The sequence below is a fragment of the Prosthecobacter sp. genome, assembly GCF_044222565.1.
In the GTDB taxonomy this organism is placed as follows: Bacteria; Verrucomicrobiota; Verrucomicrobiia; order Verrucomicrobiales; family Verrucomicrobiaceae; genus Prosthecobacter.
The window spans coordinates 149,443-174,541 of the sequence record NZ_JBGANA010000011.1 but is presented as its reverse complement, the minus strand read 5'-3'; the positions used below and the strand labels follow the sequence as shown (position 1 = coordinate 174,541).

Here is a 25,099-nt window from a genome sequence, read left to right as displayed (position 1 = left end):
ATCGGTCGAAAGGGTTCGTTTCTAACGCACCTCATTCGCTCCCTCACCAAACACGCGCCTTGCAGTCTCGATCCTGTCTCCTGGCTTTCCGCCGACCAACGGAGTGCCTTGGGGTAAGAGTGGATTGACTGCCTGATCCATCTCCTGGGTGTTAAACAGCCTGCAGTCCTTCACCCTGAGTTCAAAAACTGACTCATGCGTCCTGCCCTCAATATTGATGCGGCGGCATATCTGGGTCGGGACGGCAAAAGTTCCCACCTGGCCAGTTGCGGTGACGAGAATGCTCTCAACGATTGTAGGATCACCTCCAGCGTCAGCCTCGCGCGCGGCGTCAAACATCAGATACTGCTTCAAGAGTCCGTGACCGTCGAACATGAGCTTCTTGGTCTGGGTCTCCAATGTGAGACCGTCTCCCGCCGCATCCGGAATGATGGTGGCACCGTTTCCCCACCTTTCCACGACTTCGGCCATAGGTTTGTCCAGCATCGTCAGTCCCAGCACTCGCAGTACGATCTGGGGAGAATAGCATACGGCAGGCCCCAGATAACACATGCCGCCCCGCGCTATACTGTCATCCCCGCTCAGCAACCGCGGCACATCCTCTTCTTTGACCCCGCTCTCCCAGCGGCCCGAGTGTACGCCATCGGTAAAGGAACTCACCACGTAAGGGGACTTGTCGGAGGTCGCATAGTCCACACGGTCATAGCGCATTCGTCGGGACCCGGGCTCCACCCAGATCACATGATAAAGAATCTGTGACGCTGGTTTACCCTCCGCAGCCTGGGAAGTGGCCTTTTCACTCAGCACCAGGCGCAGCGGCTGCCGGCGCAGTGCGGTGGATGCCAGGGCTTTGGAAATCTGTTCCACCGACATGCCTTGGACGACGTCGCCGCTGAAGGGAACAAGATCCCCGGCCAAAGACCAGGGAGCATGGCCGCCAAAGACCAGACCTGCGCAAACGATCACGTATTTGAAACTCATGGCACGGTGGACTGAAACGCATTCTCCATCTTCATTATTCACGCGGAAACTCGGTCTCTGCCATCTCAACGGAATCACGTCAGCGTTTCGACTTCGCGACATCAAACCAGCGCACCTCTAGGATACGCTGTCCCCTGCCCGCAGCCTGCACCACACACACGTCCCCCCGCCATTGCGTGGCGTGATTTTAAAGTCGGCCCCCACGATTTCTGATCGATAGCGCATGGTGCGCAGCCCCATCCCCGTAGCCAGGGCTGCTTTGTCGGCATTCATGCCGCTGCCATTGTCTTCCACCTTCATTTCCATTGTCTCGCCGTGCTGGATCAATGAGATGACGATTTCACCTGCCTTCCCATGGCGCACTGCATTGGCCACAGCTTCCTGCACGATGCGGTAGAGGTGCATCGCCACCTTGGGTTTTCCGACCTGGATCTCTCCTCTTTCGTGAATGACGATCGAGGCGCCAGTCAGCCGGCTGGTATTTCCTGCCAGTTCTTTCAAGGCCACTGAAAAGCCGGAGTCATCCACATGCACCGGAAAGATGCCGCGAGCCAGCCCACGCGCGTCTACCACAGCCTGGCTTACTGACTCCACCACCAGGGCCGCGTCCTGCGCCGCAGGCAGCCGTTGGGACTGTAGATCCTCCGCCAGCGCTTGAACCGCGCAGCCGATCGCCGCAAGCTGCTGGCAGAGGCCGTCATGCAGGTCCTGGCCGATCCTCTGCTGCTCGTGCTCGCTCACCCTGATAATGTCCAGCTCCAGCTGCTGCCGCTCCTCCAGCATGCGGATGTGGGCCGCATCTGCATCCTGCTTGTTGCGCACGGCATTCACCGCAAAAACCAGCACGAAGAAGTAGAACTGCCGGTTGAGCATGGCCCAGGCATACCCCATCACAGTTTGGTAGGGGCTGGAGTATCTGTTTGCCACCCACCAAACCACAGCCGACACGATGGCCACTGACATCCCACCACGAACACCGGCCCACCATACAGCCAGAATGATGGGAAGAGCATAGAAGACAAACCAGCTGACCTCAAAGCTCGTGATGTTGTCCAACCATCCGATAAGAACTGTCAGCAGCAAGGGCGCGAACAATGAAACCCACAGGGGACTGGTGCGCATCTTGAAGGTAACACTGTCCGCCCGGGAATTTACAGCACGATGAAGCGGCCAGACATCCGGGCTGTCCACGGCAATCTCACTCATGAGCTGGAATGTAGCGGTTTCGGGACACGTTCATGCAGATGCTATCTTAGATAATTACCAAAAAATATAATCCTCTTTCCACGCCCCTGAAAGCCTGAATTCCAATGAACTGGACAGGAGGACACCTCGGCTCCGCCGCCCACGCACGGGAATCCAAGGTCAGAGCTGACGAAACAACTCGTTGCAGTCCCCCTCACCCCACGATTGCGTCTCCTCATGTCTCGTGCGTTTGCGCTCCTCAAATCGTTCGTTTTAATCCTGGCACTGCTGCTGGTTCCCTCGGCTTTCATTGGGCTTTGCTGCATGGTGACCTGGCAGGGCGGACTGCTTTGCGCCTCCTTCGGAATGATTGGTCTGGGGCCATTGCTTTGGCTTTTCGGACATGAGCGCGAGTCGCAGCTGCAAAGCGGGCTTGGAAAGGGCCTTCTGCTGGCGGGCATTGCGGCTTTTGGGCTGGTGGCATGGCAGTCCCCAGACGGGCAGACGGCGGAAAGCGCAAAGATTCACACGCGATATTGGACCAGCAGTGGAAAACACGCTCCGTGTTCCGTCGGCAGTTTGCTGCCGGAGATCGATCAGATCCATCTGGGCTATGTGGCGGCCGTGGCGTTCGATCCGCTCTTTACCCGGCGGCAACGCAAAGAACTGTCGGCCATGACGGATGCCATTTATACGGAAATCGGCGACGATTCAGACTTCGTCGCCGTGGGCTCCGCGCTTCCGTCCATTTATCGCGAGGCCAGTTTTGAAGAGTTTCGGGATGGTCATTATTTTCACTACATCCCGGCGGGCGTGGACCGCGCCAGGCCTGCCCCCACCCTTGTCTTCCTGCATGGCAGCGGCGGCAATTTCAAAGCCTACATCTGGCTGCTGTCCAAGATGGCGGATAAGCTGGGCTTCATCGTCATCGCCCCGAGCTTCGGCCTGGGAAATTGGGAAAAAAAGGGCGGCTATAAGGCGATCACCAACGCTCTGGCGGATGCCGGAAAGCATGCGGCGATCGACCCGGAGAACATTCACCTGATGGGGCTCTCCAATGGAGGCAAGGGACTGTGTCTTGCGGAATCGGCCCCGGGACCAAAGTTTCGTTCGCTGATTTTTCTTTCCGCGGTGCTGCATGATCGCATCGCCCCTGCGGAACTGGCCTCGCGGCTCCAGCAGCGCCGGATGCTGATTCTTTCCGGTGGCAGCGATGACCGCGTACCGTGGGACTATGTCTCAATTTATGCAGAAAAACTGAAGGCTGAAGGAATGGAGGTCACGCTGCATCGCTTTGAAGGAGAAGACCACTTTTTGTTTTTCCGCCGTCGCAGCGAGGTGGTTGCCAAGGTGGCCGACTGGCTGGATTCGTTCCCCCGCACAAACGGCCCGCCATGAAACAAGGGCGGCTCTGTGCCGTACTTGGTAGCATGCACCGGACTTGGGTTTCATGCGCAGCCAGCATGCTTTTGCTGACAGCCTCATCGGCTGCAGCGGAGCCGTCTACTGCAGAAAAGATCGACTCTTTGTTCGCGGCGAAAAACAAGGCACAAAAAGTGACTGCTGCGGATGACGCGGAATTCCTGCGCCGCGTGTGGCTGGATTTCGATGGTGGGATTCCGACGGCTGACGAAGCCAGGTCGTTTTTCGCCGAGGAGGCGCCGGACAAGCGCTCCAAACTGATCGAAAAGCTCATCGCAGCCCCGAGATTTGCGGTGCGGATGGCGGAGGCGTTCAATGTCATGCTGATGGAACGTCGTGGAGAGAACGAGGCATGGAAAGCCTGGCTGGTGAACGCATTTCAAACCAACGAACCGTGGGATGCCATGGTTCGAGAAATGCTGGCTCCAGATTTTCTCCATGAGAAGCAGCGTGGCGCGGGCTACTTCATCACAAGAAGGCTGGAGAAGGTGGGGCAGCAGGACACGGACTACCCTGGGCTCACGCGTGATGTGGGACGCATGTTCATGGGGATCGATTTGCAGTGCTGCCAGTGCCACCGGCATCTCAGCGTGGGTGACTACAAGCAGATCGACTTCAACGGCCTCTTCGCCGTCTATCAAAACCTCAAGCTGCAAGCCACCGATGAGAAGCACAAGACCCCATGGGTCAGCGAAGGCCTCATCACCGCCAAATACGAGTTTGCCTCCGTGCTCACCAGCAAAAAATCGCAGACTGCGCCTCGCGTGCCCTTTGGTGAGGAGGTCATGATTCCAGCTTCCGCTGCTGATGAAGGGTGGCTGATCAAACCCGACCGCAAAACCAAGGAGGTCGGCCAGCCAAAATTCAGCCCTCTGCACGAAATAGCTCAGCGCCTTCCGGCCCCTGAGAACCCTCTGTTTGCCAGGAACATCGCCAACCGTGTCTGGTTCCTGCTCATGGGAAAAGGCATCGTCGAACCGCTGGATCTGCACCACAGTGACAATCCGCCGGCGAATCCTGAACTGCTCGACTTCCTGGCGAAGGAACTGACGTCGCATCAGTTTGATCTGCGCTGGCTGATTCGTGAAATCGCCCACACGCAGTCCTACCAGCGAAGCAGCACCGACACAGGAGTGCCGCAGCGCCATCTCACCACAGAGCAGCAGCTGAGGGCCTTTCTCATCGCCACGGGCGAACGCGAGCGTCTGGAGACGAGCAAGAAGCCTGATGTAAAGGTGGATGCCGCCAAGTACAGCCTTGCCGATTTCCAAAAGGCCTTTGCCGGAGCGCTCGCCAATCCTGCCAAGGAACCGGAGCTCGCCGCCAATCCCTCGCTGCGCAGCGCGCTGTTCTTCCGCAACAGCGACCACGTGAATTGGGCGTTGAAGCCGCGACCTGGAAACCTCATCGAGCGGCTCGCCGCGCTTCCGGACCCTGCTGATGATCTTTATCTCAGCACCCTGACACGTCTGCCGAGTTCCGAGGAAAAGAAACAGCTGCAAACCTGGCTCGCCGCGCACGCTTCCGAAAAGGCAAAGGCCATTGGAGATTTTGCCTGGGCACTGCTCAGCTCCACCGAGTTCTTTGTAAACCACTGACATGCTCCGCCTCCCATGAATCCGCTCTGCACTCCTGGCGACCACCTGCTTTCCCGCCGCGCCTTTCTTGGCGGTGGACTGGGTGCGCTGGGCGGACTGATTTCACCCGCAGTGGCGGAAGTGATGAGGGAGAGGGACAAGCAGGTGCTGTTTGTATGGATGGATGGCGGCATGTCGCAGCTCGAGTCATGGGATCCGAAGCCAGACACGGAGTTTGGCGGCCCCTTCCGCAGCATCAAGACCAGCGTTCCCGGTGTGCATTTCTGCGAGCTCATGCCAAAGCTGGCCAAGCAGATGCACAAGCTCTGCGTGGTGCGCAGCATGTGCACCAAGGACAATGCTCACTCCTCGGGTGTGGACCGCATTCAGCGAGGTGATCCCAAAAACCGCGGCGTGCCTTATCCGCATTTCGGCTCAGGTGTGGCAAAGCTCCTGGGACCGGGGGCAAGCGGCCTGCCACCGTATGTCTGGATCAAGCCCGGCAGCGGGGGCTTTCGTGCGGAAGATGCCGGCTTTCTAGGCCCTAAATACGGATCGCTGGCTTTTGGTGATGGAAAGCCGCCGGAGAATCTGCTGCGGCATCCAGACATCAGCGCGGAGCAGGACAGCGCACGCAATGAGCTGCGCAGCATGCTGGACCAGCGCTTTGCCACAAAGCGCGAGAAACGGGTGGTGGAAGCCAATGCTTCCGTGTTTGATATGGCCGAAAAGCTCATGGCCCGCGCGGACATCTTTGATACCTCGCGGCTGCCGGAGCGCGACCGCGAACGCTATGGGCGGAATGATTTTGGCCAGCACATGCTCGTGGCGCGGCAGATGCTCGAAGCCGGGGTGCGGTTCGTCAAAGTCACCAGCTACGGCTGGGACACGCATGGCGACAACTTCAACGCGCATGCAACGATGGTGCCCAAATTTGACCAGGCCTTCAGCGCCATGCTGGAAGATCTCGAAGCCAGCGGCCTGCTCAAAACGACCTTGGTCATCTGCCTGAGCGAATTCGGACGCACACCGCGCATCAACGGCCATGTAGGCCGGGACCACTGGCCCGAGGCCTGGAGCATCGCCATGGCAGGCCACGGCGTGCGCCACGGCACCATCGTGGGCGAGACCAATGACAAAGGCACCTGGGTGAAATCTCAGCCCTATGACATCGGCTCCATGTTTCACACCTGGTATCGCGCCCTGGGCATCGACCCGCTGAGAACGGAGTTTGACAACGCCGGGCAGCCGCTGCCCATCGCACACGATGAAATGATTCCCATCAAGGAGGCGCTGGCATGAACAACCGCGAACCCAAACAGTTCGCCGAAATCAAAAGCGAGCATCAGATCAGCGCTGCACGCTTCAGCCATGATGGCAGTGTGCTGGTGACTGCAGGCTACGAGCCCGTGGTGAGGCGATGGCAGTTTGATGGCAAAACGCTGGCTCCCCTGCCCTCGCTCGAAGGTTTTCACGGCTACAGCACGGCCATCGCGTTTCACCCGAAGCTGCCGCACCTGTTCTGCGCGGACACCTGGGGCCAGCTGCGCTGCTGCGAGGGGGAGAAGACGCTCTGGCAGCATGGCGCCGCGCACGACGGGTGGCTGCGGCAGATCGCCGTCTCACCTGATGGCGGCCGCATCGCCACCTGCGGCAAAGATCAGTTCGTGCGCCTGTGGGATGCCGCCACGGGCAAAAAGCTGGCCGAACACGCGGCTGGCGAAGACGTGTATGCGCTTGCCTTTTCACCCGATGGCCAGGACCTCGCCTTTGGCGACATGCGCGGGCGGCTGGTGGTGATGGACCATGATCTCAAAAAGCCGCAGCGCACGCTGGATGCCTCCGCGCTCTACAAGCTGGACCGCATCCAGGATCTGGGCGGCCTGCGTGTGCTGCTTTTCATCGATGGCGGCAAAACCCTGCTCGCCGCCGGGACCACGCCGCAAAACGGCGCCACACCGCAGAGCGTCCCCACCATCCTCCACTTCGACTTCGCCAGCGGCGCACTGACCAGGACATTCACCCATGGCGCGAACAAGGAGGGCTTCATCCATGACTTGGTGCAGCATCCGGACGGTCACCTCATGGCCGTGACTGCAGGCACACCAGGAAGCGGCATGCTTTTCCTGACCAACCCAGCGGACAAAGAACCATTTCATGTGAATACCAAAATGGCGAACTGTCATTCTCTGGCGCTGCACCCGGATGGCAAATATTTTGTCGTCACCTCCACCAACCGCGACAGCAATGGCAACGGCCGCAGCCTGGGAAAGAATGGAGAGTACAAGACGAACAGCTCGCCATTGCATCTGTTTGAAATGTGAGCCGGGTACAGCCCCTCACCTCGCCACTTTGCTTCGATTAGCAATGGCGAGCTGGGTTGCTTCAATGAGCTTCTTGATATTGGGATCCTCCGGCTGGACGCGGGCGGCATGCTGAAAATGGTCGAGGGCGCGATGTGGCACCCCGGTTTGGTAATACACCAGTCCCAGAGCCTTGTGAGTCTGTGGATCGTCAGGCAATGCGTTCAAGATATTCTTGAACACGTTGATCGATTCATCGTAGCGCCCAACCCCGGCAAAGCTGAGTCCCAGCGTAAAGGCCACGGGCAGTCTCGAGGTGGCATTTTTGTCGAGGTTGATCAGTTGCATGGTCGTGTCGAGAGCTTCCTTGGGACGGTTGAGCTTGAGCAGAGAATTGGAAAGGTTCAGCAGTCCGTTTTGAAAGCGTGGCTCGACTTTGAGGGCTTCACGAAAGCAATGCACCGCCTCCTCATTTTTTCCCGCGTCTGAATAGGCCGCGCCCAGGTTCCCCCAAGTGCGGTATTTGCCGGGGCTCTTTGCCACGGTGTCCTCCCACAGAGATTCGCGTGTCCGCCAGACATTGTTGCGAATGCAGGTCTTCCAGGACAGCGCTCCCACAGAAAGAAACACCAGAACCGGAACCCATATGCGCTGCGCCCCCAGGCGGATTTCACTGCCCCGCAGCCAGTCCAGCAGACAGGCCACAAGGATAAAAATGCCGATGGACGGAAGATAGGAGCGATGCTCTGCAACGAGGTCCGGAAGCGGCACCAGGGCTGATGAGACCGAAATGGTAAGCAGGAACCAAAGCACGCAGGCGAACCCCAAAACAAGACGCACATCTCCGCGGAAACGACGCCAGAGAATCCACGTGGAGGCCACCAGTCCGCCCAGCGCTGCCAAGGCCAGCAGCACCGGCCCCTGCCAGAGTGACTCATACTTCGGCCAGTCCGGATCAAGATTCATTCCTTTTGGCCAGAACATCTGCCGCAAGTAGTGCGCGATGACAGTCCACTCCGTCACGATGTAATGCCAGTGATTCATCGGTGCGTCCCTGGAATTCACAATGTTCAGGGCCGCGTTGAAATCAAACCCGCCGGCCTGTGCGGACGCCGTGAAAAACACCAGCATGGGAATAAGCGGCAGGCACAGAAGCAGCGGCAGCGCCCTGAGCAGAGCCGCGCGCAGACGCGTGCCGATTACGAGGCAGTCGAGCAGCAGCGCCAGCAGCGGCACCATGACTGCGTCCTCCTTCGTCTGCATGGCCATCACCACCGCGATGACAGCCCCCGCCTTCAGCAGCCACCGCCATTTTGACGAAGTAAAGCAGGAGGCAAAAAACAAAACCAGGCTGAGCAGTGAAAACAGGACCACGAGCGATGTGAAGCGCTGAATGATGTAAGTCACTGATTCCGTGGCCAGCGGATGTGCCACAAACAGCAGGGCCGAAGACGCGGATATAAACAGCACGGATCCGCGCCGCAGCCCTCCTGCCAGTTTAGAATGCCTGAGCAGAAGGTTTAGAAGCACGTAAAGCAAGATCGCATTAAAAGCATGAATGAAAACATTGCCCACACGGAACCAGCGTGGTTTAAATGCATCCAGCAGGTAGTTCAGCCGAAAGCTGGCATAGGCGACCGGACGCATGATGGCATTGACTGCATAGTCGGGATCCGAGCCAATTTTTGACGGTCGTGTCGCAAACTCATTGAAGTCTTTGAGATAGTCAAAGTTGCTGCCATTGCGAAAGAAGGGATTGTCCTTGAGGTAGGTGTGGTCATCAAACGCCATCGGGAAGTCGGCTGTCCAGACATAAAGGCTTGCGCAAAGCCCCAGCAGCAAGGTGACGACTGCCGCATGCACCCACGCGGAAGGAGAGCTTGGAGTTTGAGGCAGCGTTTGTGGCGCCTCGTCGACAGGCCCCGGAGATTCCTGAGGAATTGTGGATGGGTTCGTGACATGTCTTGTCACGTTTTTGTTTTTGGAGTTTTTGCTGCGGTGGCGCTTCGACATGACTTCAAAAATTTAATTCTGAAGTCATTTTGCCCCGAAACGCCTCGCATAAGCAAAAGACATACCCTGTCGCGTCAGACACCACCGCGACTAAAGGGTAACCTCAGACGCAAACTTACGCCCCGTGATCCCTCACCCACTGTCCAGCGCGCAGATAGAGCTCCGCAGCGCTCCGCAGCTGCAGCTTTTCTTTAATTCGTGCTCGGTAGGTCTCGACCGTTGACTCCCCCAGATTTAGCGTTTGGGCGATTTCGCGCGTGCTTTTCCCACGGCCCAGCATTTGAAAGACCTCCAGTTCCCGGTCCGCCAGCGTTTCCATGCCGGCCAATTCGGTGTTGTTTCGCTTCTGCGTCATTCGTTCAAGAAGTTTCGCCGTCATTTGACGGCTCGCGTACACATCCCCCTTCATCACGCAGCGGATGGCTTCAATCACCTCGGTGGAGGCTTCGTTCTTAGTGATATATCCCTTGGCTCCCGCACGCAGCGCGCGCTCCGCGTAAAGTTCTTCGTCGTGCATGGAGAGCACCAGCACATTGATGTCCAGCCCCTGGGCTTTGATGTCCTTCAACAGCTCCAGCCCGCTGGAGCCATGCAGGGTGATGTCCACAATGGCGATATCTGGCTTGGTCTCGAGAATCAGCCGCATGGCATCGCGGATATTGTCCGCTTCCCCGCAGATGGACATGCCGAGATCGCGATCGATCAGCTGGCCGAGATGCTCGCGAAACATGGGATGATCTTCAACAAGAAGAACCTTGTAACTGTTTGCCGTCTTCATTTCATTTTTTTTCATGGTCATTGAGGTGTTTGATCTTTTCGAGCTGCAGGCGGCAGCACACGAGAGTCCCGCCCTGCGGACGCCGGCTGATGGCCAGCTTCGCAAGAAGTGCCTGCGCCCGGTAGTGCATCGTGCGCAGTCCCATGCCTTCATCACGCTGGCCCTGGGTTTGAGTCATGCCTTTCCCATTGTCCTCCACGCGCATTTCCAGCCAGCCATTCTCCTGCTTCAGGTCGATGACAATCTCGGTGGCACCGCTGTGCTTCACCGCGTTTGCCACCGCCTCCTGAGCGATGCGGTACAGATTCATGGAAACCTCAGGCGCGTCCACAGACACGTCCACGCAGTGGCTCACCACGATGGGGATGCCCGTCAGGCGGCCCATCATTTTGCCCAGATCATCCAGCGCCGCTGTCAGTCCGCTGCGGTCCACGTGCACTGGAAAGATGCCCCGAGCCAGGTTTCGCGCCTCCAGCACCACCTGCTGCACCGAGCTTTCGATCATGCTCGCGTCCTGCGCTGACTGCACACCCTGCGCCTGCAGATCCTCGGACAGCACGCGCGCCGCACAGCCGATCGCCGCAAGCTGCTGGCAGATGCCGTCGTGCAAATCCTGGCCGATGCGCTGCTGCTCGTGCTCGCTGACGCTGACAATGTCTTTTTCCAGCTGACGCCGCTCCTCAAGCATTCTGATCTGAGCCTCGTTCGCCTCCTGCTTGTTACGTGACGCCGACACCGCTACCACCACGATGTAAAAAGACACCAGCCGGTTGATCAAAGACCACGCATAGCCCAGCTCTGTCGAGTGCGGACTCGTGCTCTTGTTGGCCAGCCACCACACCGCTCCGGTTAGCAGCGCCACATACCTCCCCGACCTTCCCCCCGCCCACCAGACTGTGATAAAGATCGGCCCGGTGTAAAAGATAAACCAGTTCACTTCAAAACCCGTGATGTAGTCCAGCCAGCCGATGCCTGCCGTCGCAGGGATCGTCAGCGCCAGCGTCATCCATGCGGGGTGGCTGCGCATACGGTTCGTCAGGCTTTTCCATATGCCTGCCATCGTTGTCTTCTCCGCCTCCGTTGGGAACGCGGCATCAAGAGCGGTTGTGTTCATGGGGAGGGTCGGGGCTCGGGGTTTACGGCTGACACAAACTCCTGGTAGTCACGGATGTAGTCATCGGTTTCATAAGGACGGGATGCCAGGACCATCAGCACGGAATCTGGTGAGTGCAGATGTTCCAGAGCCCAGACCATGGGCGGCACCAGCACCCCAAAAGTCGGCCGGTTCAGACAGAACTCCTCGCGGTTCTTTCCATCGTCCACCATGAGGTGGCACTCGCCATGGACGCAGACCAGGAACTGCTCACAGGAGCGGTGCGCATGTTCGCCACGCGTGCTCTCTGAAGGTATGCCGTAAGTGAGGAAGATGCGCTGGGGCACGAACGGCAGCTCGCGGGCAAACTCCAACGCCGTGAGGTTGCCACGCAGCGGATCGAGCACGTGCCGCATTTCAAACAGGCGCACTCCGCGAACGGAACATTTTCCGATGGTGGTCTCGTGAATCATGCCGAAGGGTTTTTTCCAAAAGGGGTGATGGAGCGAACGAGGGACTGAGGCTTGCCGGAAACGGTCAGGAATGCGCGCCCGAGATACTCACCAATAAGCCCCAGCATCAGCAATTGAGCGCCGCTGAAGACTGCCAGAGCACCCATCAAGGAACCCCAGCCGATCTGCCGCCGGCCCACAAAAAGGTGTTCGATGACCACCTCAGCCAGGATCACGCCGCCCAGGGCGCAGAGCAGCATGCCCAGCACACTGGCCAGACGCAGCGGCATCACACTGAAATCAAACAGCAGGCTCATGGCCAGACGGATCAGCTTGCGCAGGGTGTATCCACTTTCGCCGCCACTGCGTTCGGCATGCAGCACCTCCAGTGTCGCGATGCGGTTCGTTGCACCAAGAATGAGACCATCGATGTAAGGATAGGGGCCTCGATAAACGACGATCCGCCCGATCAGTTCACGGCGCATCGCTCGAAAGCTCGAGAGGTAGAGGTCCCGGGGCTTCCCTAGCAGAAATGTGGCGCAGACGTTCGCCAGCCTGCTGCCAGCGTTGCGCGCCCAGTGGTGCTTCTTTTCAGCATAATACGAATAAACCACCTCCGCGTCTGAATCACGCAGATGATGGAACAGCTTGATCGCCTCGCTGAGGGGATTCTGCAGATCATCATCGAGGTTCACCACGATGGCGCCGCGCGCGTGGCGGCAGCCTTCCAGGACGGCAGCATGCTCGCCAAAATTACGAGCAAGCTCCACCAGGGTCACCGGTGCCGGAAAATCTTCGAGCAGACGCCGGGCCATAGCAGGCGTGCCGTCCTTGCTGCCATCATCCACCAGCACCAGTTCCCAGCTTTCCGTCAGGGCCAGCGCACGGAAGGCATCCAGCAGCTTGCGTATTCCTTCTCCCGTGTTGTAGAGGGGAACGACGAAGCTCAGTTCCGGAGGGGCATCAGTTGCAGCCATGCGCCCCCCCTCCTTTCATGGACTGAGTTTTCCGTGCGACAGCAAAGACCGACGATCCAAAGGGAATGTGAAACTCCTGGCAAAATCCTGCATCCAGCCTGCCCATGCCTGCAAGAAGAGAGTTCATCCAGGCAGGCGTGAGTTTCAGGTCTGAGACGCTTTCACGTGCAGGTGTGGCAGACAGACGGCTCACTTGCCTCCAGAGCAGCAGCGGCAGGAAAAGCCAGGCATTCCAGTAGTGAACCTGCTCCACAGCGAAGTTGGACTGCTCGAGCAATGATCGCGCCTGACATGCAGCATAGCGCCTGGCTCCATGCACAGCCACGTCATGGGAGCCGCGCAATCCTGCAAAAGCGGGCAGGTTCATCAGCAGCAGGCCATCCGGACGCAGGACGCGGCGCATCTCCGCCAGGGCCCGCTCTTCATTCACACTTGAGTGGTAAAGCACATCCAGGCTGAGTATTGCGTCAAAGCTGGCGTCATCAAACGGGAGCGCTTCCACAGCCGCCACTCTCACGGTGGTCAGCCCCCGCTGATTACAGCAGCGCACCGCCTGCTCCGCGACATCGATTCCGGTCACTTCCAGGTCACCGCTCCGTCTTTGCAAATAATCCAGCATGCCGCCGGTGCCACATCCGGCATCCAGCAGCCTGCTATGAGAAGCGAGTCGGCCAGCCAGCGCACGCTCCACCAGATCGCGCAGCACGCTGTACCACCAGTGCCGGTCCTCCACCGAGCGCATGATGTCGTACTCAGGAGCCTGCATGGTCAAACCTTTCTATGGCTTCGCAGACTGCACCCACGGCCTCTTCAGCCAGGTAAGGATGCAGTGGCAGTGACATGACTTCTGCAGCAGCACGCTCAGACTCCGGCTGCGCCTCCCGGTTTGCACCCGAGGCAAATGCAGGCTGGAGATGCAAGGGCACGGGATAGTGAATGGCAGCCGGGATCCCCTCCCGCTGCAAATGCTGCAACAGTGCGTCCCGCCGTTCAGAGCGCACGACATACTGATGGTACACATGCTGGCAGCCGCCGAGCACCGTGGGGCACTTCACTACAGGGCTGCTTCCCAGCCGGGCATCATACTCCGCCCCCAGTCTTCTCCTTTGCAGATTTCCTTCATGCAGAGAAGTCAGCTTCACGCGCAGCACTGCCGCCTGAATTTCGTCCAGACGTGAGTTCATGCCGGCACACTCGCTGATGTAGCGCTGCTTCCATCCATACTGACGGATCAAGCGGATCCGCTCCGCCAGTTCGCCATCGTTCGTGGCCACTGCTCCGGCATCTCCCAGTGCCGCCAGGTTTTTCGTGGGATAAAAGCTGAAGGCGGCAGCACGGCCAAGGGTGCCGGTAATCTTTTCAAAGTACATCGCACCGTGAGCCTGCGCACAGTCCTCCAGCAGTTCGATCCCGTGCTCTTCCGCCACAAGTTGCAGACTCTCCCAGTCCGCAGGGTGGCCAAACATATGGACCACCAGCGCTGCTTTAACGCCACGACCTTCGGGTGAACGAAGCAGGGATGCCAGTGCATCGGGACAAAGCGTCAAGGTGTCCGGCTCGATGTCTGCAAATACCAGCTCCGCTCCGCTCCGCGCCACACCTGCCGCCACCGCAGAGGGGGCGAAGGATGGCACGACCACCTTGCTGCCAGGGCCAATCCCAAGCGCCCAAAGAATCACCTCGATCGCATCCGTACCATTGGCTACGCCCACCGCATGATCGACTCCGAGAAATGCGGCAAACTCTGACTCAAACGCCGCAACTTCGTTCCCCAAGATGTAGTTGCCGCTGGCGCAGACACGCTGCAGCGCCCCCGCCACGGCCGCCTCATGTCTGAGCAGATCCGCCTTCGGATAGAGCGTGGACCAGTGCTGGGCAGGGCGGGGCATGCGCGATCTTAGTCCACGACAAGCTTGTCGCAAGCGACGCTACATGTGGCGAAAAATACTACTTGGGATAAACCTCCGACTAAGGTCCGGTTCGCCAATGCTTTGGCCGAGGGGCAGCCGCAGATCTCCCGCTATGACATGGAGACATTCCCCCTTTTTTCCGATCCTCTCCTCTTCTCAGGTGCCCATTAGAGCAGCCCACCAGCTTTCACATCGAGATACTTGTTGGCCAGCGCCACCGGCAGCATCTGCGCCGATTCATCCACCGTGAGCACTCGGCGGGAGCGCAGGGACTCCATGAGCTGGCGGCGTTCTCCGAAGTAGTGGGTCAGGGCACCATATTGCAGAGCATCCTGCAAATGATCGATCGGCGCGGCGGCACGTTCCTCAAGCTCCTGCTCCCGCAAAGTGGCGGTGAGCACCAGATGACGGCGCTGCATGGCAGCCACGGCAGAGGCCAGCGTGGCACCGTCCTCACTGCGCAGGTTGGTCAGGAGAATGACCAGAGCGCGCCGCCGCTGCAGCGTCATCACGCGTTCAGCCGCCTCGATGAAATCACTCGGCTCATTGCTGGCCTCGTAGTTGTAGAGGTGGTTCAGCAGCTTGGGCATGCTATGGGCTCCTTTCACCGGCGGCAGCCAGCGCTGCACGCCGCCAAAGCCCACCACGCCCACTTCATCTCCCTGCCGCAGGGCGATGAATGCGATGAGCAGCATCGCATTGAGACAGTGGTCAAACTGGCTGAGCCCGCCATCCAAAGCGCGCATGCGGCGGCCGCAGTCTGGCACCAGCAGGATGGTCTGGTTGCGTGTCTCCTCATAGTCACGGCTCACGAGCGTCGAACGGCGTGAAGTGGCCTTCCAGTCGATGCGGGACAAAACGTCCCCGTCCTGGTAGTCACGCAGCTGGTGGAAATCCAGCGAGGCTCCCATGCGGCGGCGTTTCACGATGCCCATCTGCTCCACCCGATTGGCCATGGCCAGCATGGCAAAGCGGACCACAGGTTCGTAGTTGGGGTAGGCGCGGGTCTCGCTCTCTCCAGCCACGAAGTGGAGCTTTTTCCACAGACCAAAAGCGGACGAGACAAGCACGTGCGCGGGAGTGAACAAATGCTGTCCGCGCCGCAAAAACCGGGCCTGGTAGGACAAGGCGGCATACTCCCCGGGAGGAATGGTCACACGGCAGGGCAGATCCACCGCCTCCGCAGCCGTGGGTATGCCATCAAACAACTCCAGCTTCAGCGTGCGGCTGGCGGTATGCGTCACCGTAAGCGTGACTGGCGACTCCACCCCCAGAGCAAAACGCCCTGGCAAAGATCGCTTTCCGGTGATGCGCCCCCGACGCGGCAGCGTAAAGGCATCCACGAACATCGCGAAAAGCAGCGCGCCTCCTGCGATCTGCCAGACTAGAATCATGTTCTCCCAAAGACATGCCACCACGGCCAGGACGAACCAGGCGATGAAAAGCCTCAGCAGCAGCAGAGTGGGACGCATGAAACTAGACGCGGGGAGCCTCGATGGTCTTCAGAAGTGAGTTCAGCATGTCGTCCACGCTTTGACCGCTGATCGCGATTTCCGGCGCGAGCTGCACACGATGGCGCAGGACGGGCAGCACCGCGCGCTTCACATCCGCCGGGGTGATGTAGCTGCGTCCTTCCAGCAGCGCGTAGGATTTGGCAATTCGCACGAGGCTGATGGCACCGCGCGTGCCGGCGCCGAGAGAAATGGCGCTGTGCTGGCGGGTGGCACGCACGATTTTCACGGCGTAGTCAACGACCTGCTCAACCGCCTGCACCGCAGCGGCTTCCTCCTGCGCCGCCAGAATGTCCTCGGGGGTGCAGACCTGCTGTACCACCGATGCCGAAAGACCGCCGCCCGAAGCACGCGATGACACCGCCTTCACCACCCAGGTTTCGCTGGTCACATCCGGATAGTCGATGAGCACCTTGAGCAGGAAACGGTCGAGCTGGGCCTCTGGAAGCGGGTAGGTGCCTTCCTGTTCAATGGGATTCTGCGTGGCAAAGGTCATGAAGGGAGGAGGCAGCGCGTGACTCTCGCCGTCGATCGTCACCTGCGTTTCCTGCATGACTTCAAGCAGAGAGGACTGGGTTTTGGCCGGTGCGCGGTTGATTTCGTCCGCCAGCAGCAGATTGGCAAACACCGGTCCACGGCGTACACGGAAGGTGCCGCTGGCCATGTCAAAGAGCGTGTGGCCGCAGACATCTGAAGGCATGAGGTCGGGCGTGAACTGAATGCGGCGGAAGCTGCCGCCAAACGTGCGGGAGAGGGCCAGCACAAGGTGCGTTTTTCCCAGTCCCGGCTTGCCTTCCAGCAGCACGTGGCCGCCTGCCAGCAGGGCCGCGAGCACCTGGTTCATCACCTCTTCCTGTCCCACGAAGACCTGGCCCACCGCCGCGCGAATTTGCTGGAACACCGAGGTGCTTTTGGGCACGGTCGGCGGCGTGTAATAACTGGGCTGCTGAGGATATCCGGCCGGCGGCGGCGGCGTGTAGAGGCTCGAAACGTCGGGTTCAGGGAGGATCGGATTCATGGATGGAAGGGTGAAGATTAGAGAGCTCGGCGGATGGCCTGGAGGTCACGCATGAGATTGACGAAATTGTGGGCGCTTTCTGGAGGAGCCACATCAAACGCGGCCGCCACCCGCTTCACCGGAAGTCCCGTGCGGCGGGAGATCTCCTCGGCAAGCTGGTCATTCATCTGGCGGCTGCCATCGTCCAGCGAGCGATGGTGCTCCCGCACACGCACCCAGATGGCTTCTCGTGCAGCCTGCACCAGTGCCGGACCGCGGCGCATGCGCCAGAAAAATTCTCCCAGCGCCCCGACGTGACTGGCGAAATGCCGGGTGGAATCCAGCTCGACCTCCGCCATCGGGCCGAAGCGTGGCATCTGCATCCAGAGCCAGAAGACGATGCATAAAACCAGTGCCACCACAGCCTTCCACCCGTGCAGCCACAGCAGGCCAAAGAAACTGTCCGAGGAGTGGGAGAGAAAGAGAACCTCCTTGGAGCCATAATCTCCCACCAGCGCCGCCAGCCAGCGCGCATGGTCATGCTCTCCGATCCAGTGATTGCGGAACGGGCGCGCGTGCACCAGGAGGGTGACGGCGCCCATGCCATGCTTCAGATGCAGCGCCTGCGACTCGTTCTTGGAACCGGCGGAAAACTCACCAGGCCTCAGCTTGCGTTTGAGGATCAGGTTTTGATAGCCGCCCAGGCTGAGCTTATAGGTCTTGCCATTCCAGTTCACCTCCCGGTCGGACACCAGCCATTCTTCGTCGCCTTTGATCTTCTTCCCCTTGATCTTCGCATCCTTGTCATTTTCGGACTTGGACTCCTCGTCATCATCAGATTTTGCTTCCTGCTTGTCCGTTTCGGACTCCTCGCTTTTTGCCAGGTTGTCCTTATGATCGTCGTCTGAAAAACGCTTTTGCACGCCTACGCCCAGCTTCTCAAGGAACGGATCCTTTTCCTCCTCCAGCAGCACAGCGGAAAAGTAGGAGCCAAACGGACGGTCAAAGTCATTGTACGGACTCGTGCCACTAAGCACATAAATAATATGGCCGCCGCTGTAGGCCCACTGCAGCAGTTGCTTTGCACGACCTTCCGGCAGATCTCCTTCGCTGGAGAGCATGATGACGGCATTTGTCGAAGGCAGTTTCGCCAGGGACTTCGTTGTGTGCGCATCGTGACCGAGAGAGTCGAGCAGCCGCTCAGCGGCCAGGAAGGGATTCACACGAGCCTTGCCTTTGTAGCCCGTGACTCGGTCCACCTCCTCCCAATGCCCGCCGCTGCAGCCGAACAGCAGCAGCGTCCCGCAGAGAGCCATCAGGTGGCGCATGAAGAGCGGCTTCATGACGCGCCTCCTTTCCTCTCCAAAAACGGCCACTTGTCGCAGAGCGCCCCCATTTCTTCATTCGACACTGGCATGACGGCATAGGCCACCTGCACCCAGGCTCCGGTGAGCTGGCGGAAGTAGTCGGCCTCTGTTTTTTCACCGGCCTGCAGCACCTGGAGCAGGCAGTCTTCCTCAGTATCGCTGTCCGAGATCGGCACCCGGCGGCGGTTCACCAGCCACGACAATGATCCGCGATACAACAAGCTCAGAGCCTCCTTAAAATCTCCCGCCGCCCAGGCCTTGCGCGCGCAGGTGACCAGATCATCGGGCAGGCTTTCAGGCGTGATGTTCATTCCCATCAAAACCTTGGGCGCCCGCACTGGAGCTCTGCTGACACCGCGTGAAATAAACAAATGCCGGTTGTTCACCAGGTACACGATCAACCATGCCACCAGGCCCGCAATAATGGCCCAGAATATGATGCTGAACCCTCCCAAACCAAGATGCGCGAGGAGCGAACCCAACGATCCATCGAAGTTTCCGTTATCGGCCCTTTCCTTCTCCTTCTCCTTTTCCTTCTCTTTTTCCGCTTCCTTCGGGTCCAGATCTGGCACCCAGACTCGGGATGGCATCTTATGAACCTCAAAGTCAGGGTGCTTGAGCACGCTTTCCACAGCTTCAGCAGGGTCTGTTTTCGCCGCCGCCTGGGAGGACGAAGGCATGCAGATGAGCGCAAGAAGCGCGATGATCACCGCCGCAGCCGCCGAGGACAGGCGCGTGGCCATGCGCCTGAAAGCCAGCTCCACATCCCAGCCCTCGATGCGTGTGCGACAGTTCAGATACAGCGCGAAACCTGCTCCCACGTAAAAAGGCTCCACAAGGGTCACGATGACCATGTGGCAGGCAGCGCCCCACCAAAGAAAACCTTTGGGTATGGTGGTCTGAAAATCCATGGACTCAAAGAGGCCCTCCCAGTCTGGCCGCGCATACTCCGGCAGCAGCCCGTAAGTGCCAAACATCAGACCGATCCATGCAACAAGTTCGATTTTCGAGAACGCATAAGAGAGCGAGAAGCCGGAGCCCCCGCCGTCCGTGGCCAGTGTCCTGATCCGCTGATTGACCGCCGAGCCGCGCAGTCCCTCCAGCATCTGTGCGGGCAGCGCAAAACTGCGGATGAAGGACAGCCTTCTCCAGAACAATGCCGGCAGACAGTTCGAGATCCACAGTCGCGGCCACTGCTTCCAGGTTTCCAGGAAGGTGGGCCGCACACCAAACGCTGCGCGGCTCAGGAAAAACAACGGGATGCGGTCATAAAGGGGCTTGAGCCACCACACGACCATCGGGATCACTTCGGGAACGGAACGCAGCAGCACGCATACCAGCGCCCACAGGGGAAATACGGTGCAGGCCCACAGCGCAATGATGCCGCCATAATCCCGCCGCACCATGGCGCAGCCGAGGTCCACGGCCTCCCAGGGCTGGCGCGGACGCAGTATCACGGTGATGTCCTCAAGCCGCATCCTTTTGCCTCCTTCCGCTGAACATGAGAAACGCCGCCACGGCAATCCAGCACAAGGTGCCAACGCCAAATTTGATCGGCAGGGGGTAGTCCATCGGCGACCAGAACCCCTCCAGCACGGCCGCGAGGCTGGTCAGAACGGCGGCCCCGATCAGCAAGGGCATAGCTTTGCGCCCGGCGAGCACCAGCGCAGCACGGCGCTCCAGCCTGCCCGGACGCAGCACCGACCACCCCACCCGCATGCCTGCCATGGCGGAGATCACGCATCCGGTGAGCTCCGGCGCTCCATGCGCGATCACCCAGGAGTAAAGCGTCAGCGGATTGCCCGAATAGTGCACATAGCCAAACACAGCGCCTAGGTGCAGCGAATTGTACATCAATACAAACAGCGCCCCCACACCGCCCATGATCCCGCCGGCAAATGTCCGGAAGTCGATGCTGACGTTGTTCATGATGTAAAAGCAAAACGCGGCAAAGCCGGACCCAAAGCTCTCCCGCACATAGTCCGAAGGCTTGCTCGCCTCCCCATACATGCTTTCGATCTGCGCCATGCCGTTGGTTCCCAGCATGGCCATGGACCATTCCGGGTACGCGGGTGTGATGGCGGCCAGCAGCACCGCCGGAAGATAAAACAGGGCCGTGCACCACCAGAACAGCTTCCAGTCAGCCCGCACAGCCTGCGGAAACTCCACGAAAAACAGGCGCATGAACGACTCCCAGCCCCCAGCACTGCGGCGCTCCAGCATGCGATAGCCGCGAATGGCCAGCGAATTGAGCTGCTGCGTGAGGCTTTGAGGACTCATGCGGTGCTGCGCCACGCTCAAATCATGACACACCTGGCGAAAGGTCGAGGGCAGTTCGTCCATTTCGTGTGACTGCACCGACTTCTCGGCATCCGTCAGCAGTTTCTCCAGCTTCTTCCAGCGTGGCTCGATGTGTTTTTCAAATTGGGCCGGTGTCATGAGCGATAGGAAAATGCTCCTTTCATCGGTGGCGGCGCCGCGCGTTTCTCCTCCGGGTCTCGCAGCCACATGGCCATTCCGCAAAGACGGCGCAGACCTTCCATGCCAACCGCGCGCGTCAGGGGCTGCGCCAGCGAAGAAAGCTCAATCCTGCGCTCATCCGCCCACATGGGCGCGCGCTCCAGAAACTGCAGCAGCGCCGCCTGTTCTTCGCGGGTGAGCACCTGTGATGGCGCACGGCGTTCCGCACGGATTTCCACATTCGGCATCACCGGCTGCGGCACCTCGGCATAGGTCACCACGGTGTTCGCCACCAGATCTCCCAGCCGCTGAAACCGCTTCGTGAAGAGAAGGCACACGATGCCGGTGAGGTAAAGACCCGGCATGAAATCCACCACCCTCAGGAAATTGCGCATCACCGCCTGTGCCAGCGACACCGGACCTCCGGTCACGCTCATCACGCGCAGCTTCATCGAGCGCTGCCCGGGTGTCGCCCCTTTGGCTCCGGCTTCGAAAATCACGTTGTAAAACCACTCCATGAAGAAAGCGAAGAGCAGCGACAACCCCCGCGCCATCTCCAGTCCAATCACACTTTGGAGAAACCCAAAAATGAGAATGGCTGCCGCAATGTCCACACCGATGCGGATCAGCAGGTCGATCATGAAGGCCATGCTGCGCACCGCCAGCCCCGCCACGCGGAGCTGAATCTCCACGCCATCTGCGAGTTCGACTGATTGCAAGGTGTCCGCGCGTGCCGCTGCCATTGAGCGACAATGAAGCTGTTCCGTTTGGTTTTGACAACCACCGAATTATTTTCGTAAGTTTTATGAATGCCGGATAATGCCCCCGGCCCTGATTCCCCCCTTCTTTTCCCACCTATCATGGAAACACCCGCCAATCCCTACTCCGCCCCGGCCGCCAACCTATACGGCTCCTCCCCAAGCGGCCTTGGTGACGCCGTCGCCGCCAGCACAATCGCCCAGCTGGCCGGCACCAAGCCCTGGCTGCGTTTCATGTCGATCATCATGTGGCTAGGCTGCGCGGGAATGGGGTTTCTAAGCTTCACTTACGCGATGATCGGCACCGTGGGAGCCGCGCAGTTTGAGAACAATCCTGCCTTTAAAGGCAACGCTGCACTTCCTGGCGGCGCCAAATTCCTCACGTACACCATGCTGGGCACTTCGGTGTACATGGGAGCGATAATGCTTCTCATGATCTATCCTGCGATGAAATTGTGGAAACAGGCCAACCGCATTGGCCAGCTCGAGCAATCCCGTTCAACCGTCGATCTCGATGCTGCCCTGACGGAACACCGCCGCTACTGGAAGTTCAACGGCATCATGGTCATCATTGGCATCTGCCTGATGGTCGTCGCTTTCATCGCCATTTTCGCCATGGCCTTTTCCAGCGTCAATTCCGCCGCCTTGCGCTGATCTACCCCATCAGCGCCACCGCGACAGGATCGACCAGCGGCTTTCCCGCCCGTGTGAGCCGCACGTGGTGCTCGTCGTAGCTGAGCAGTCCCTGATCGCGCAGGATGTCGAGCATTTTGCGTGATTCAGGCTGGATCAAATCCAGCGGCAGTCCGCGCGCGGTGCGCAGCTCAAGGCCGAAGCGTTCGGTGCGGCGTTTGTCCGGCGTGATCTCCTCGATCTCCGTGGCCGTGTCTTCGCCAGCCAGCGTCATCGCCATGTAGCGCGGGGTGTCCTTCACATTGTGCCAGCGCCTGCCATTCACCGTGGAAAAGGCACCGGGGCCGATGCCGAGGTAGTCTTCGCCCATCCAGTAGGCCTCATTGTGCACGGAGCGGAAGCCGGGCATGGCGTAATTCGAGATTTCGTAGTGCTCAAAGCCCTCCGCTTCCATCATGTCGATCGCAAGATGGAAGAAATCCGCGTCGCGATCTTCATCCATGCGGAACTCGCCCGTTTTCAGACGGCGGAAGAAGTCAGTGTCCTCCTCGTAGTTGAGATTGTAGGCTGAGATGTGGTCCGGCCGCGAACAGAGGGTGGATTCGAGGGTGTCCCGCCAGGTCTCCAGACTCTGTCCAGGGATGGAAAACATCAGGTCAATGTTCAAACTCGGGAACCGGGCGTCGCAAAGCACTCCCCAGTTTTTCTGGGCCTGCGCATAGGTATGGTCGCGCCCCAGAGTTTTCAGCGTCTTATTGTCCCAGGACTGGATGCCCAGGCTGACACGAGTCACGCCCAGATCGCGCATGATGTCTGCTTTTGCAGCGGTGATGTTGCGCGGATTGGCCTCCATGGTGAACTCCACCACTTCAGACATGTCCACGCGCTGCCGCAGCCCGCTGAGCAGGCGCTCCATGTGCTTTTCACTCAGCATCGTAGGCGTGCCGCCACCAAAAAAGATCGTCTGAGGCTTCAGCGGCTGCTTTTCCACCTCCTTCAGCAGCGCATCCACAAACGCCACCATGTCCGTGCCGCCCGGCGTATGCTTGTGAAAGCTGCAGTAAGGGCAGATGCGGTGGCAGAAAGGGATGTGGACGTAAAGATGCTTCACTCTGCGAATGGTAGCAGAGAATGCTTGATCCAGCATCCAGCATCTAGAATCTAGCAGCCCCCCAATGTCTGACGAAACCCACCACGAGCGCGAACTCGGCGGCCAGCTGCTGGCGTCGGTATCGCGCTCCTTCTATCTCACGCTGAAAGCGCTGCCCAAGGAGCTGCGCGAACCCATTTCCCTGGCCTATCTGCTGGCACGCACGGCGGATACCATCGCCGACACAGCCGTGGTGAGCGCCTCCGTACGGCTCGACTGCCTGGAGCGCTACCGCGAGCTCGTGCGTGGCACCGGTGAAGCCCAGTGCCTCGCGCAGACGCTGAAGACGCAGTTTTGCACCCAGCAGAGCGATGACTCCGAGCGCCGCCTCATGGAAAAATTTGCCGACGGCATCGCCTGGCTGCGCACCATGCCGCCCGTTCCCCTCGCCGCCATCCAGAGCGTGCTGGAGCATATCATCGACGGCCAGATGCTGGACATCCGCCGATTTCCTGCGGACGGCCGTCTTCGCAATCTCGCCAACGCCGAAGAGCTCGATCAGTACACCTGGCTCGTGGCCGGATGTGTCGGCGAATTCTGGACGCAGCTTTGCGCCACGGAGCTGCCAGGCTCGCTCGATCCCTCAGTGACCACTGAGCAAATGATGGAATGGGGAGGGAGAATGGGCAAGGGCCTCCAACTCATCAACATTCTGCGCGACATCGGCGAGGACACCCGCGACGGCCGCTGCTACCTCCCCTGCCAGCCCGCGGACATTCAAACCGAATGGAGCCTCTGGCTGCAAACCTGCACCGAGCACCTCGAATGCGGCCTGAAGTACGTGCAGCACGTCACCCACGCCAAGCTCCGCTACGCCACCGCCCTGCCGCTGCTGCTCGGCATTCAAACCGTGGCTAAAATGCGTGCAACGCCCTGGGAGAAGATTCAGCAGGGGGTCAAAATCTCACGCTTGGATGTGGCGAGCATCCTGGCGCAGGCGGCGATTGCGTGCCGAAGCGCAGGGGCGATGGAAAAGTTGTACAGGAAACTGGCGGAAAGTTGACGTCGTTGAGGCGCTTCCCATCGTCAATCTAGAACCTCATGCTAAGCAGTTGCTTTGCTTTCTGATACATCAGGAACAGCGCAAAAGAAACCAAATGAAGCCAGGCCAGCAACAGGCTTTCTGTATCATGCCACAGGGCCAGTGTGATCAAGTAATGCAAAGCGGCAGCGGGCAAGGCCCACATGACTTGCTCATCAGCCCAGGCCTGCAGACGAATCATCGCTTCACTCGACGGAAACCATGAATCCCATGATTCCATTACCCTGGAAAATACCAGACGTGCAAAAACAGACGCCACAAAAAACACAAAGCAGAAAACCAAAATCCCGATCAACCACCACGGCACGGAATCCCATGAGACACCGCTGAACAATCCCATGTCAATCCACCTGACGTCCACGATCAGCCCAAACAGCAGCCCAAAGACTTTCATCGGGGTGGCGCTCAAAAAGCTTCGAGTCATGCCGAGACATTAAACTTCATCATAAGAACTGGGCAAGACGATGCTCAGCCAATTCTTGAAGCCTGG

Annotated in this window: 23 protein-coding genes; 6 read left to right on the top strand and 17 right to left on the bottom strand. The window is 59.3% G+C overall.

Annotated features, from left to right (window positions below):
* Window positions 1-21: 21 nt before the first annotated feature.
* Both ACILSR_RS17605 and ACILSR_RS17600 read right to left on the bottom strand, forming a co-directional pair.
* Complete coding sequence (locus ACILSR_RS17605; protein WP_395751108.1) at window positions 22-981, bottom strand: hypothetical protein; 960 nt, start codon at window positions 979-981, stop codon at window positions 22-24.
* A 117-nt stretch (window positions 982-1,098) separates the two neighbouring features.
* Window positions 1,099-2,187 carry a sensor histidine kinase gene (locus tag ACILSR_RS17600; protein WP_395751107.1) on the bottom strand — a complete coding sequence of 363 codons (1,089 nt, stop codon included), beginning with the start codon at window positions 2,185-2,187 and terminating at the stop codon, window positions 1,099-1,101.
* Between the two features lie 558 nt (window positions 2,188-2,745).
* Between ACILSR_RS17600 and ACILSR_RS17595 the strand changes: the two genes are divergently transcribed.
* The 4 genes from ACILSR_RS17595 (at window position 2,746) to ACILSR_RS17580 (ending at window position 7,489) form a co-directional block, all read left to right on the top strand.
* The gene (locus tag ACILSR_RS17595) at window positions 2,746-3,564 is read left to right on the top strand and encodes an alpha/beta hydrolase family protein (protein WP_395751106.1); all 819 of its coding nucleotides are present in this window, start codon (window positions 2,746-2,748) and stop codon (window positions 3,562-3,564) included.
* Between the two features lie 65 nt (window positions 3,565-3,629).
* On the top strand, window positions 3,630-5,186 hold the full coding sequence (locus ACILSR_RS17590; RefSeq protein WP_395751105.1) for a DUF1549 domain-containing protein: 1,557 nt from the start codon (window positions 3,630-3,632) through the stop codon (window positions 5,184-5,186).
* A gap of 15 nt (window positions 5,187-5,201) precedes the next feature.
* Entirely contained in the window at window positions 5,202-6,467 is a 1,266-nt protein-coding gene (locus ACILSR_RS17585; RefSeq protein ID WP_395751104.1) for a DUF1501 domain-containing protein, read from the top strand.
* Window positions 6,464-7,489 (top strand): WD40 repeat domain-containing protein, encoded by a 1,026-nt coding sequence (locus ACILSR_RS17580; RefSeq protein ID WP_395751103.1) that lies wholly within the window; start codon window positions 6,464-6,466, stop codon window positions 7,487-7,489. The genes ACILSR_RS17585 and ACILSR_RS17580 overlap by 4 nt, the downstream gene beginning before the upstream one ends.
* Before the next feature lie 15 nt (window positions 7,490-7,504).
* Here the strand turns inward: ACILSR_RS17580 and ACILSR_RS17575 are convergent, their stop codons facing one another.
* From ACILSR_RS17575 to ACILSR_RS17515, 13 genes are all read right to left on the bottom strand, one after another.
* Complete coding sequence (locus tag ACILSR_RS17575; protein WP_395751102.1) at window positions 7,505-9,481, bottom strand: tetratricopeptide repeat protein; 1,977 nt, start codon at window positions 9,479-9,481, stop codon at window positions 7,505-7,507.
* 115 nt (window positions 9,482-9,596) lie between these two features.
* Window positions 9,597-10,274, bottom strand: coding sequence for a response regulator (locus ACILSR_RS17570; RefSeq protein ID WP_395751101.1), 678 nt, complete (start codon window positions 10,272-10,274; stop codon window positions 9,597-9,599).
* Complete coding sequence (locus ACILSR_RS17565) at window positions 10,261-11,373, bottom strand: sensor histidine kinase (RefSeq protein ID WP_395751100.1); 1,113 nt, start codon at window positions 11,371-11,373, stop codon at window positions 10,261-10,263. The genes ACILSR_RS17570 and ACILSR_RS17565 overlap by 14 nt, the downstream gene beginning before the upstream one ends.
* Window positions 11,370-11,825, bottom strand: a complete 456-nt coding sequence (locus ACILSR_RS17560; protein ID WP_395751099.1) for a sugar 3,4-ketoisomerase — start codon at window positions 11,823-11,825, stop codon at window positions 11,370-11,372. The genes ACILSR_RS17565 and ACILSR_RS17560 overlap by 4 nt, the downstream gene beginning before the upstream one ends.
* On the bottom strand, window positions 11,822-12,781 hold the full coding sequence (locus tag ACILSR_RS17555) for a glycosyltransferase family 2 protein (RefSeq protein ID WP_395751098.1): 960 nt from the start codon (window positions 12,779-12,781) through the stop codon (window positions 11,822-11,824). The genes ACILSR_RS17560 and ACILSR_RS17555 overlap by 4 nt, the downstream gene beginning before the upstream one ends.
* A complete protein-coding gene (locus ACILSR_RS17550) occupies window positions 12,768-13,547 on the bottom strand; it encodes a class I SAM-dependent methyltransferase (protein WP_395751097.1) in 780 nt (259 codons plus the stop codon). Before ACILSR_RS17550 ends, ACILSR_RS17555 begins: the two co-directional genes overlap by 14 nt.
* Entirely contained in the window at window positions 13,534-14,670 is a 1,137-nt protein-coding gene (locus tag ACILSR_RS17545) for a DegT/DnrJ/EryC1/StrS family aminotransferase (RefSeq protein WP_395751096.1), read from the bottom strand. Before ACILSR_RS17545 ends, ACILSR_RS17550 begins: the two co-directional genes overlap by 14 nt.
* Window positions 14,671-14,858: 188 nt before the next feature.
* The gene (locus ACILSR_RS17540) at window positions 14,859-16,163 is read right to left on the bottom strand and encodes a DUF58 domain-containing protein (protein WP_395751095.1); all 1,305 of its coding nucleotides are present in this window, start codon (window positions 16,161-16,163) and stop codon (window positions 14,859-14,861) included.
* Window positions 16,164-16,167: 4 nt separating this feature from the next.
* Entirely contained in the window at window positions 16,168-17,220 is a 1,053-nt protein-coding gene (locus ACILSR_RS17535) for an AAA family ATPase (RefSeq protein WP_395751094.1), read from the bottom strand.
* Window positions 17,221-17,237: 17 nt separating this feature from the next.
* Window positions 17,238-18,542, bottom strand: a complete 1,305-nt coding sequence (locus ACILSR_RS17530; protein ID WP_395751093.1) for a DUF4350 domain-containing protein — start codon at window positions 18,540-18,542, stop codon at window positions 17,238-17,240.
* Complete coding sequence (locus ACILSR_RS17525; protein ID WP_395751092.1) at window positions 18,539-20,023, bottom strand: DUF4129 domain-containing protein; 1,485 nt, start codon at window positions 20,021-20,023, stop codon at window positions 18,539-18,541. Before ACILSR_RS17525 ends, ACILSR_RS17530 begins: the two co-directional genes overlap by 4 nt.
* A gap of 10 nt (window positions 20,024-20,033) precedes the next feature.
* The gene (locus tag ACILSR_RS17520) at window positions 20,034-21,005 is read right to left on the bottom strand and encodes a stage II sporulation protein M (protein WP_395751091.1); all 972 of its coding nucleotides are present in this window, start codon (window positions 21,003-21,005) and stop codon (window positions 20,034-20,036) included.
* A complete protein-coding gene (locus ACILSR_RS17515) occupies window positions 21,002-21,769 on the bottom strand; it encodes an RDD family protein (protein WP_395751090.1) in 768 nt (255 codons plus the stop codon). Before ACILSR_RS17515 ends, ACILSR_RS17520 begins: the two co-directional genes overlap by 4 nt.
* A gap of 117 nt (window positions 21,770-21,886) precedes the next feature.
* Here ACILSR_RS17515 and ACILSR_RS17510 point away from each other — a divergent pair, with 117 nt between their 5' ends.
* The gene (locus tag ACILSR_RS17510; protein ID WP_395751089.1) at window positions 21,887-22,438 is read left to right on the top strand and encodes a DUF5362 family protein; all 552 of its coding nucleotides are present in this window, start codon (window positions 21,887-21,889) and stop codon (window positions 22,436-22,438) included.
* Window position 22,439: 1 nt separating this feature from the next.
* On the opposite strand, the gene hemW is transcribed toward ACILSR_RS17510, so the two are convergent.
* Window positions 22,440-23,528, bottom strand: a complete 1,089-nt coding sequence (hemW, locus tag ACILSR_RS17505; protein WP_395751088.1) for a radical SAM family heme chaperone HemW — start codon at window positions 23,526-23,528, stop codon at window positions 22,440-22,442.
* 64 nt (window positions 23,529-23,592) lie between these two features.
* Between hemW and ACILSR_RS17500 the strand changes: the two genes are divergently transcribed.
* Window positions 23,593-24,570 carry a squalene/phytoene synthase family protein gene (locus ACILSR_RS17500; protein ID WP_395751087.1) on the top strand — a complete coding sequence of 326 codons (978 nt, stop codon included), beginning with the start codon at window positions 23,593-23,595 and terminating at the stop codon, window positions 24,568-24,570.
* Window positions 24,571-24,598: 28 nt separating this feature from the next.
* Here the strand turns inward: ACILSR_RS17500 and ACILSR_RS17495 are convergent, their stop codons facing one another.
* Window positions 24,599-25,033, bottom strand: a complete 435-nt coding sequence (locus ACILSR_RS17495; protein WP_395751086.1) for a hypothetical protein — start codon at window positions 25,031-25,033, stop codon at window positions 24,599-24,601.
* Window positions 25,034-25,099: the final 66 nt, after the last annotated feature.

Excerpts from the sequence above, each read along its gene's own strand:
- ACILSR_RS17560 (WP_395751099.1), bottom strand. The coding sequence starts at position 11,825 with ATGATTCACGAGACCACCATCGGAAAATGTTCCGTTCGCGGAGTGCGC.
- ACILSR_RS17555 (WP_395751098.1), bottom strand. The coding sequence starts at position 12,781 with ATGGCTGCAACTGATGCCCCTCCGGAACTGAGCTTCGTCGTTCCCCTC.
- ACILSR_RS17540 (WP_395751095.1), bottom strand. The coding sequence starts at position 16,163 with ATGCGTCCCACTCTGCTGCTGCTGAGGCTTTTCATCGCCTGGTTCGTC.
- ACILSR_RS17600 (WP_395751107.1), bottom strand. The coding sequence starts at position 2,187 with ATGAGTGAGATTGCCGTGGACAGCCCGGATGTCTGGCCGCTTCATCGT.
- ACILSR_RS17520 (WP_395751091.1), bottom strand. The coding sequence starts at position 21,005 with ATGACACCGGCCCAATTTGAAAAACACATCGAGCCACGCTGGAAGAAG.
- ACILSR_RS17605 (WP_395751108.1), bottom strand. The coding sequence starts at position 981 with ATGAGTTTCAAATACGTGATCGTTTGCGCAGGTCTGGTCTTTGGCGGC.
- ACILSR_RS17570 (WP_395751101.1), bottom strand. The coding sequence starts at position 10,274 with ATGAAAAAAAATGAAATGAAGACGGCAAACAGTTACAAGGTTCTTCTT.
- ACILSR_RS17565 (WP_395751100.1), bottom strand. The coding sequence starts at position 11,373 with ATGAACACAACCGCTCTTGATGCCGCGTTCCCAACGGAGGCGGAGAAG.
- ACILSR_RS17500 (WP_395751087.1), top strand. The coding sequence starts at position 23,593 with ATGTCTGACGAAACCCACCACGAGCGCGAACTCGGCGGCCAGCTGCTG.
- ACILSR_RS17495 (WP_395751086.1), bottom strand. The coding sequence starts at position 25,033 with ATGACTCGAAGCTTTTTGAGCGCCACCCCGATGAAAGTCTTTGGGCTG.
- ACILSR_RS17550 (WP_395751097.1), bottom strand. The coding sequence starts at position 13,547 with ATGCAGGCTCCTGAGTACGACATCATGCGCTCGGTGGAGGACCGGCAC.
- ACILSR_RS17590 (WP_395751105.1), top strand. The coding sequence starts at position 3,630 with ATGCTTTTGCTGACAGCCTCATCGGCTGCAGCGGAGCCGTCTACTGCA.
- ACILSR_RS17585 (WP_395751104.1), top strand. The coding sequence starts at position 5,202 with ATGAATCCGCTCTGCACTCCTGGCGACCACCTGCTTTCCCGCCGCGCC.
- ACILSR_RS17580 (WP_395751103.1), top strand. The coding sequence starts at position 6,464 with ATGAACAACCGCGAACCCAAACAGTTCGCCGAAATCAAAAGCGAGCAT.
- ACILSR_RS17535 (WP_395751094.1), bottom strand. The coding sequence starts at position 17,220 with ATGAATCCGATCCTCCCTGAACCCGACGTTTCGAGCCTCTACACGCCG.
- ACILSR_RS17575 (WP_395751102.1), bottom strand. The coding sequence starts at position 9,481 with ATGTCGAAGCGCCACCGCAGCAAAAACTCCAAAAACAAAAACGTGACA.
- ACILSR_RS17530 (WP_395751093.1), bottom strand. The coding sequence starts at position 18,542 with ATGAAGCCGCTCTTCATGCGCCACCTGATGGCTCTCTGCGGGACGCTG.
- ACILSR_RS17510 (WP_395751089.1), top strand. The coding sequence starts at position 21,887 with ATGGAAACACCCGCCAATCCCTACTCCGCCCCGGCCGCCAACCTATAC.
- ACILSR_RS17545 (WP_395751096.1), bottom strand. The coding sequence starts at position 14,670 with ATGCCCCGCCCTGCCCAGCACTGGTCCACGCTCTATCCGAAGGCGGAT.
- ACILSR_RS17515 (WP_395751090.1), bottom strand. The coding sequence starts at position 21,769 with ATGGCAGCGGCACGCGCGGACACCTTGCAATCAGTCGAACTCGCAGAT.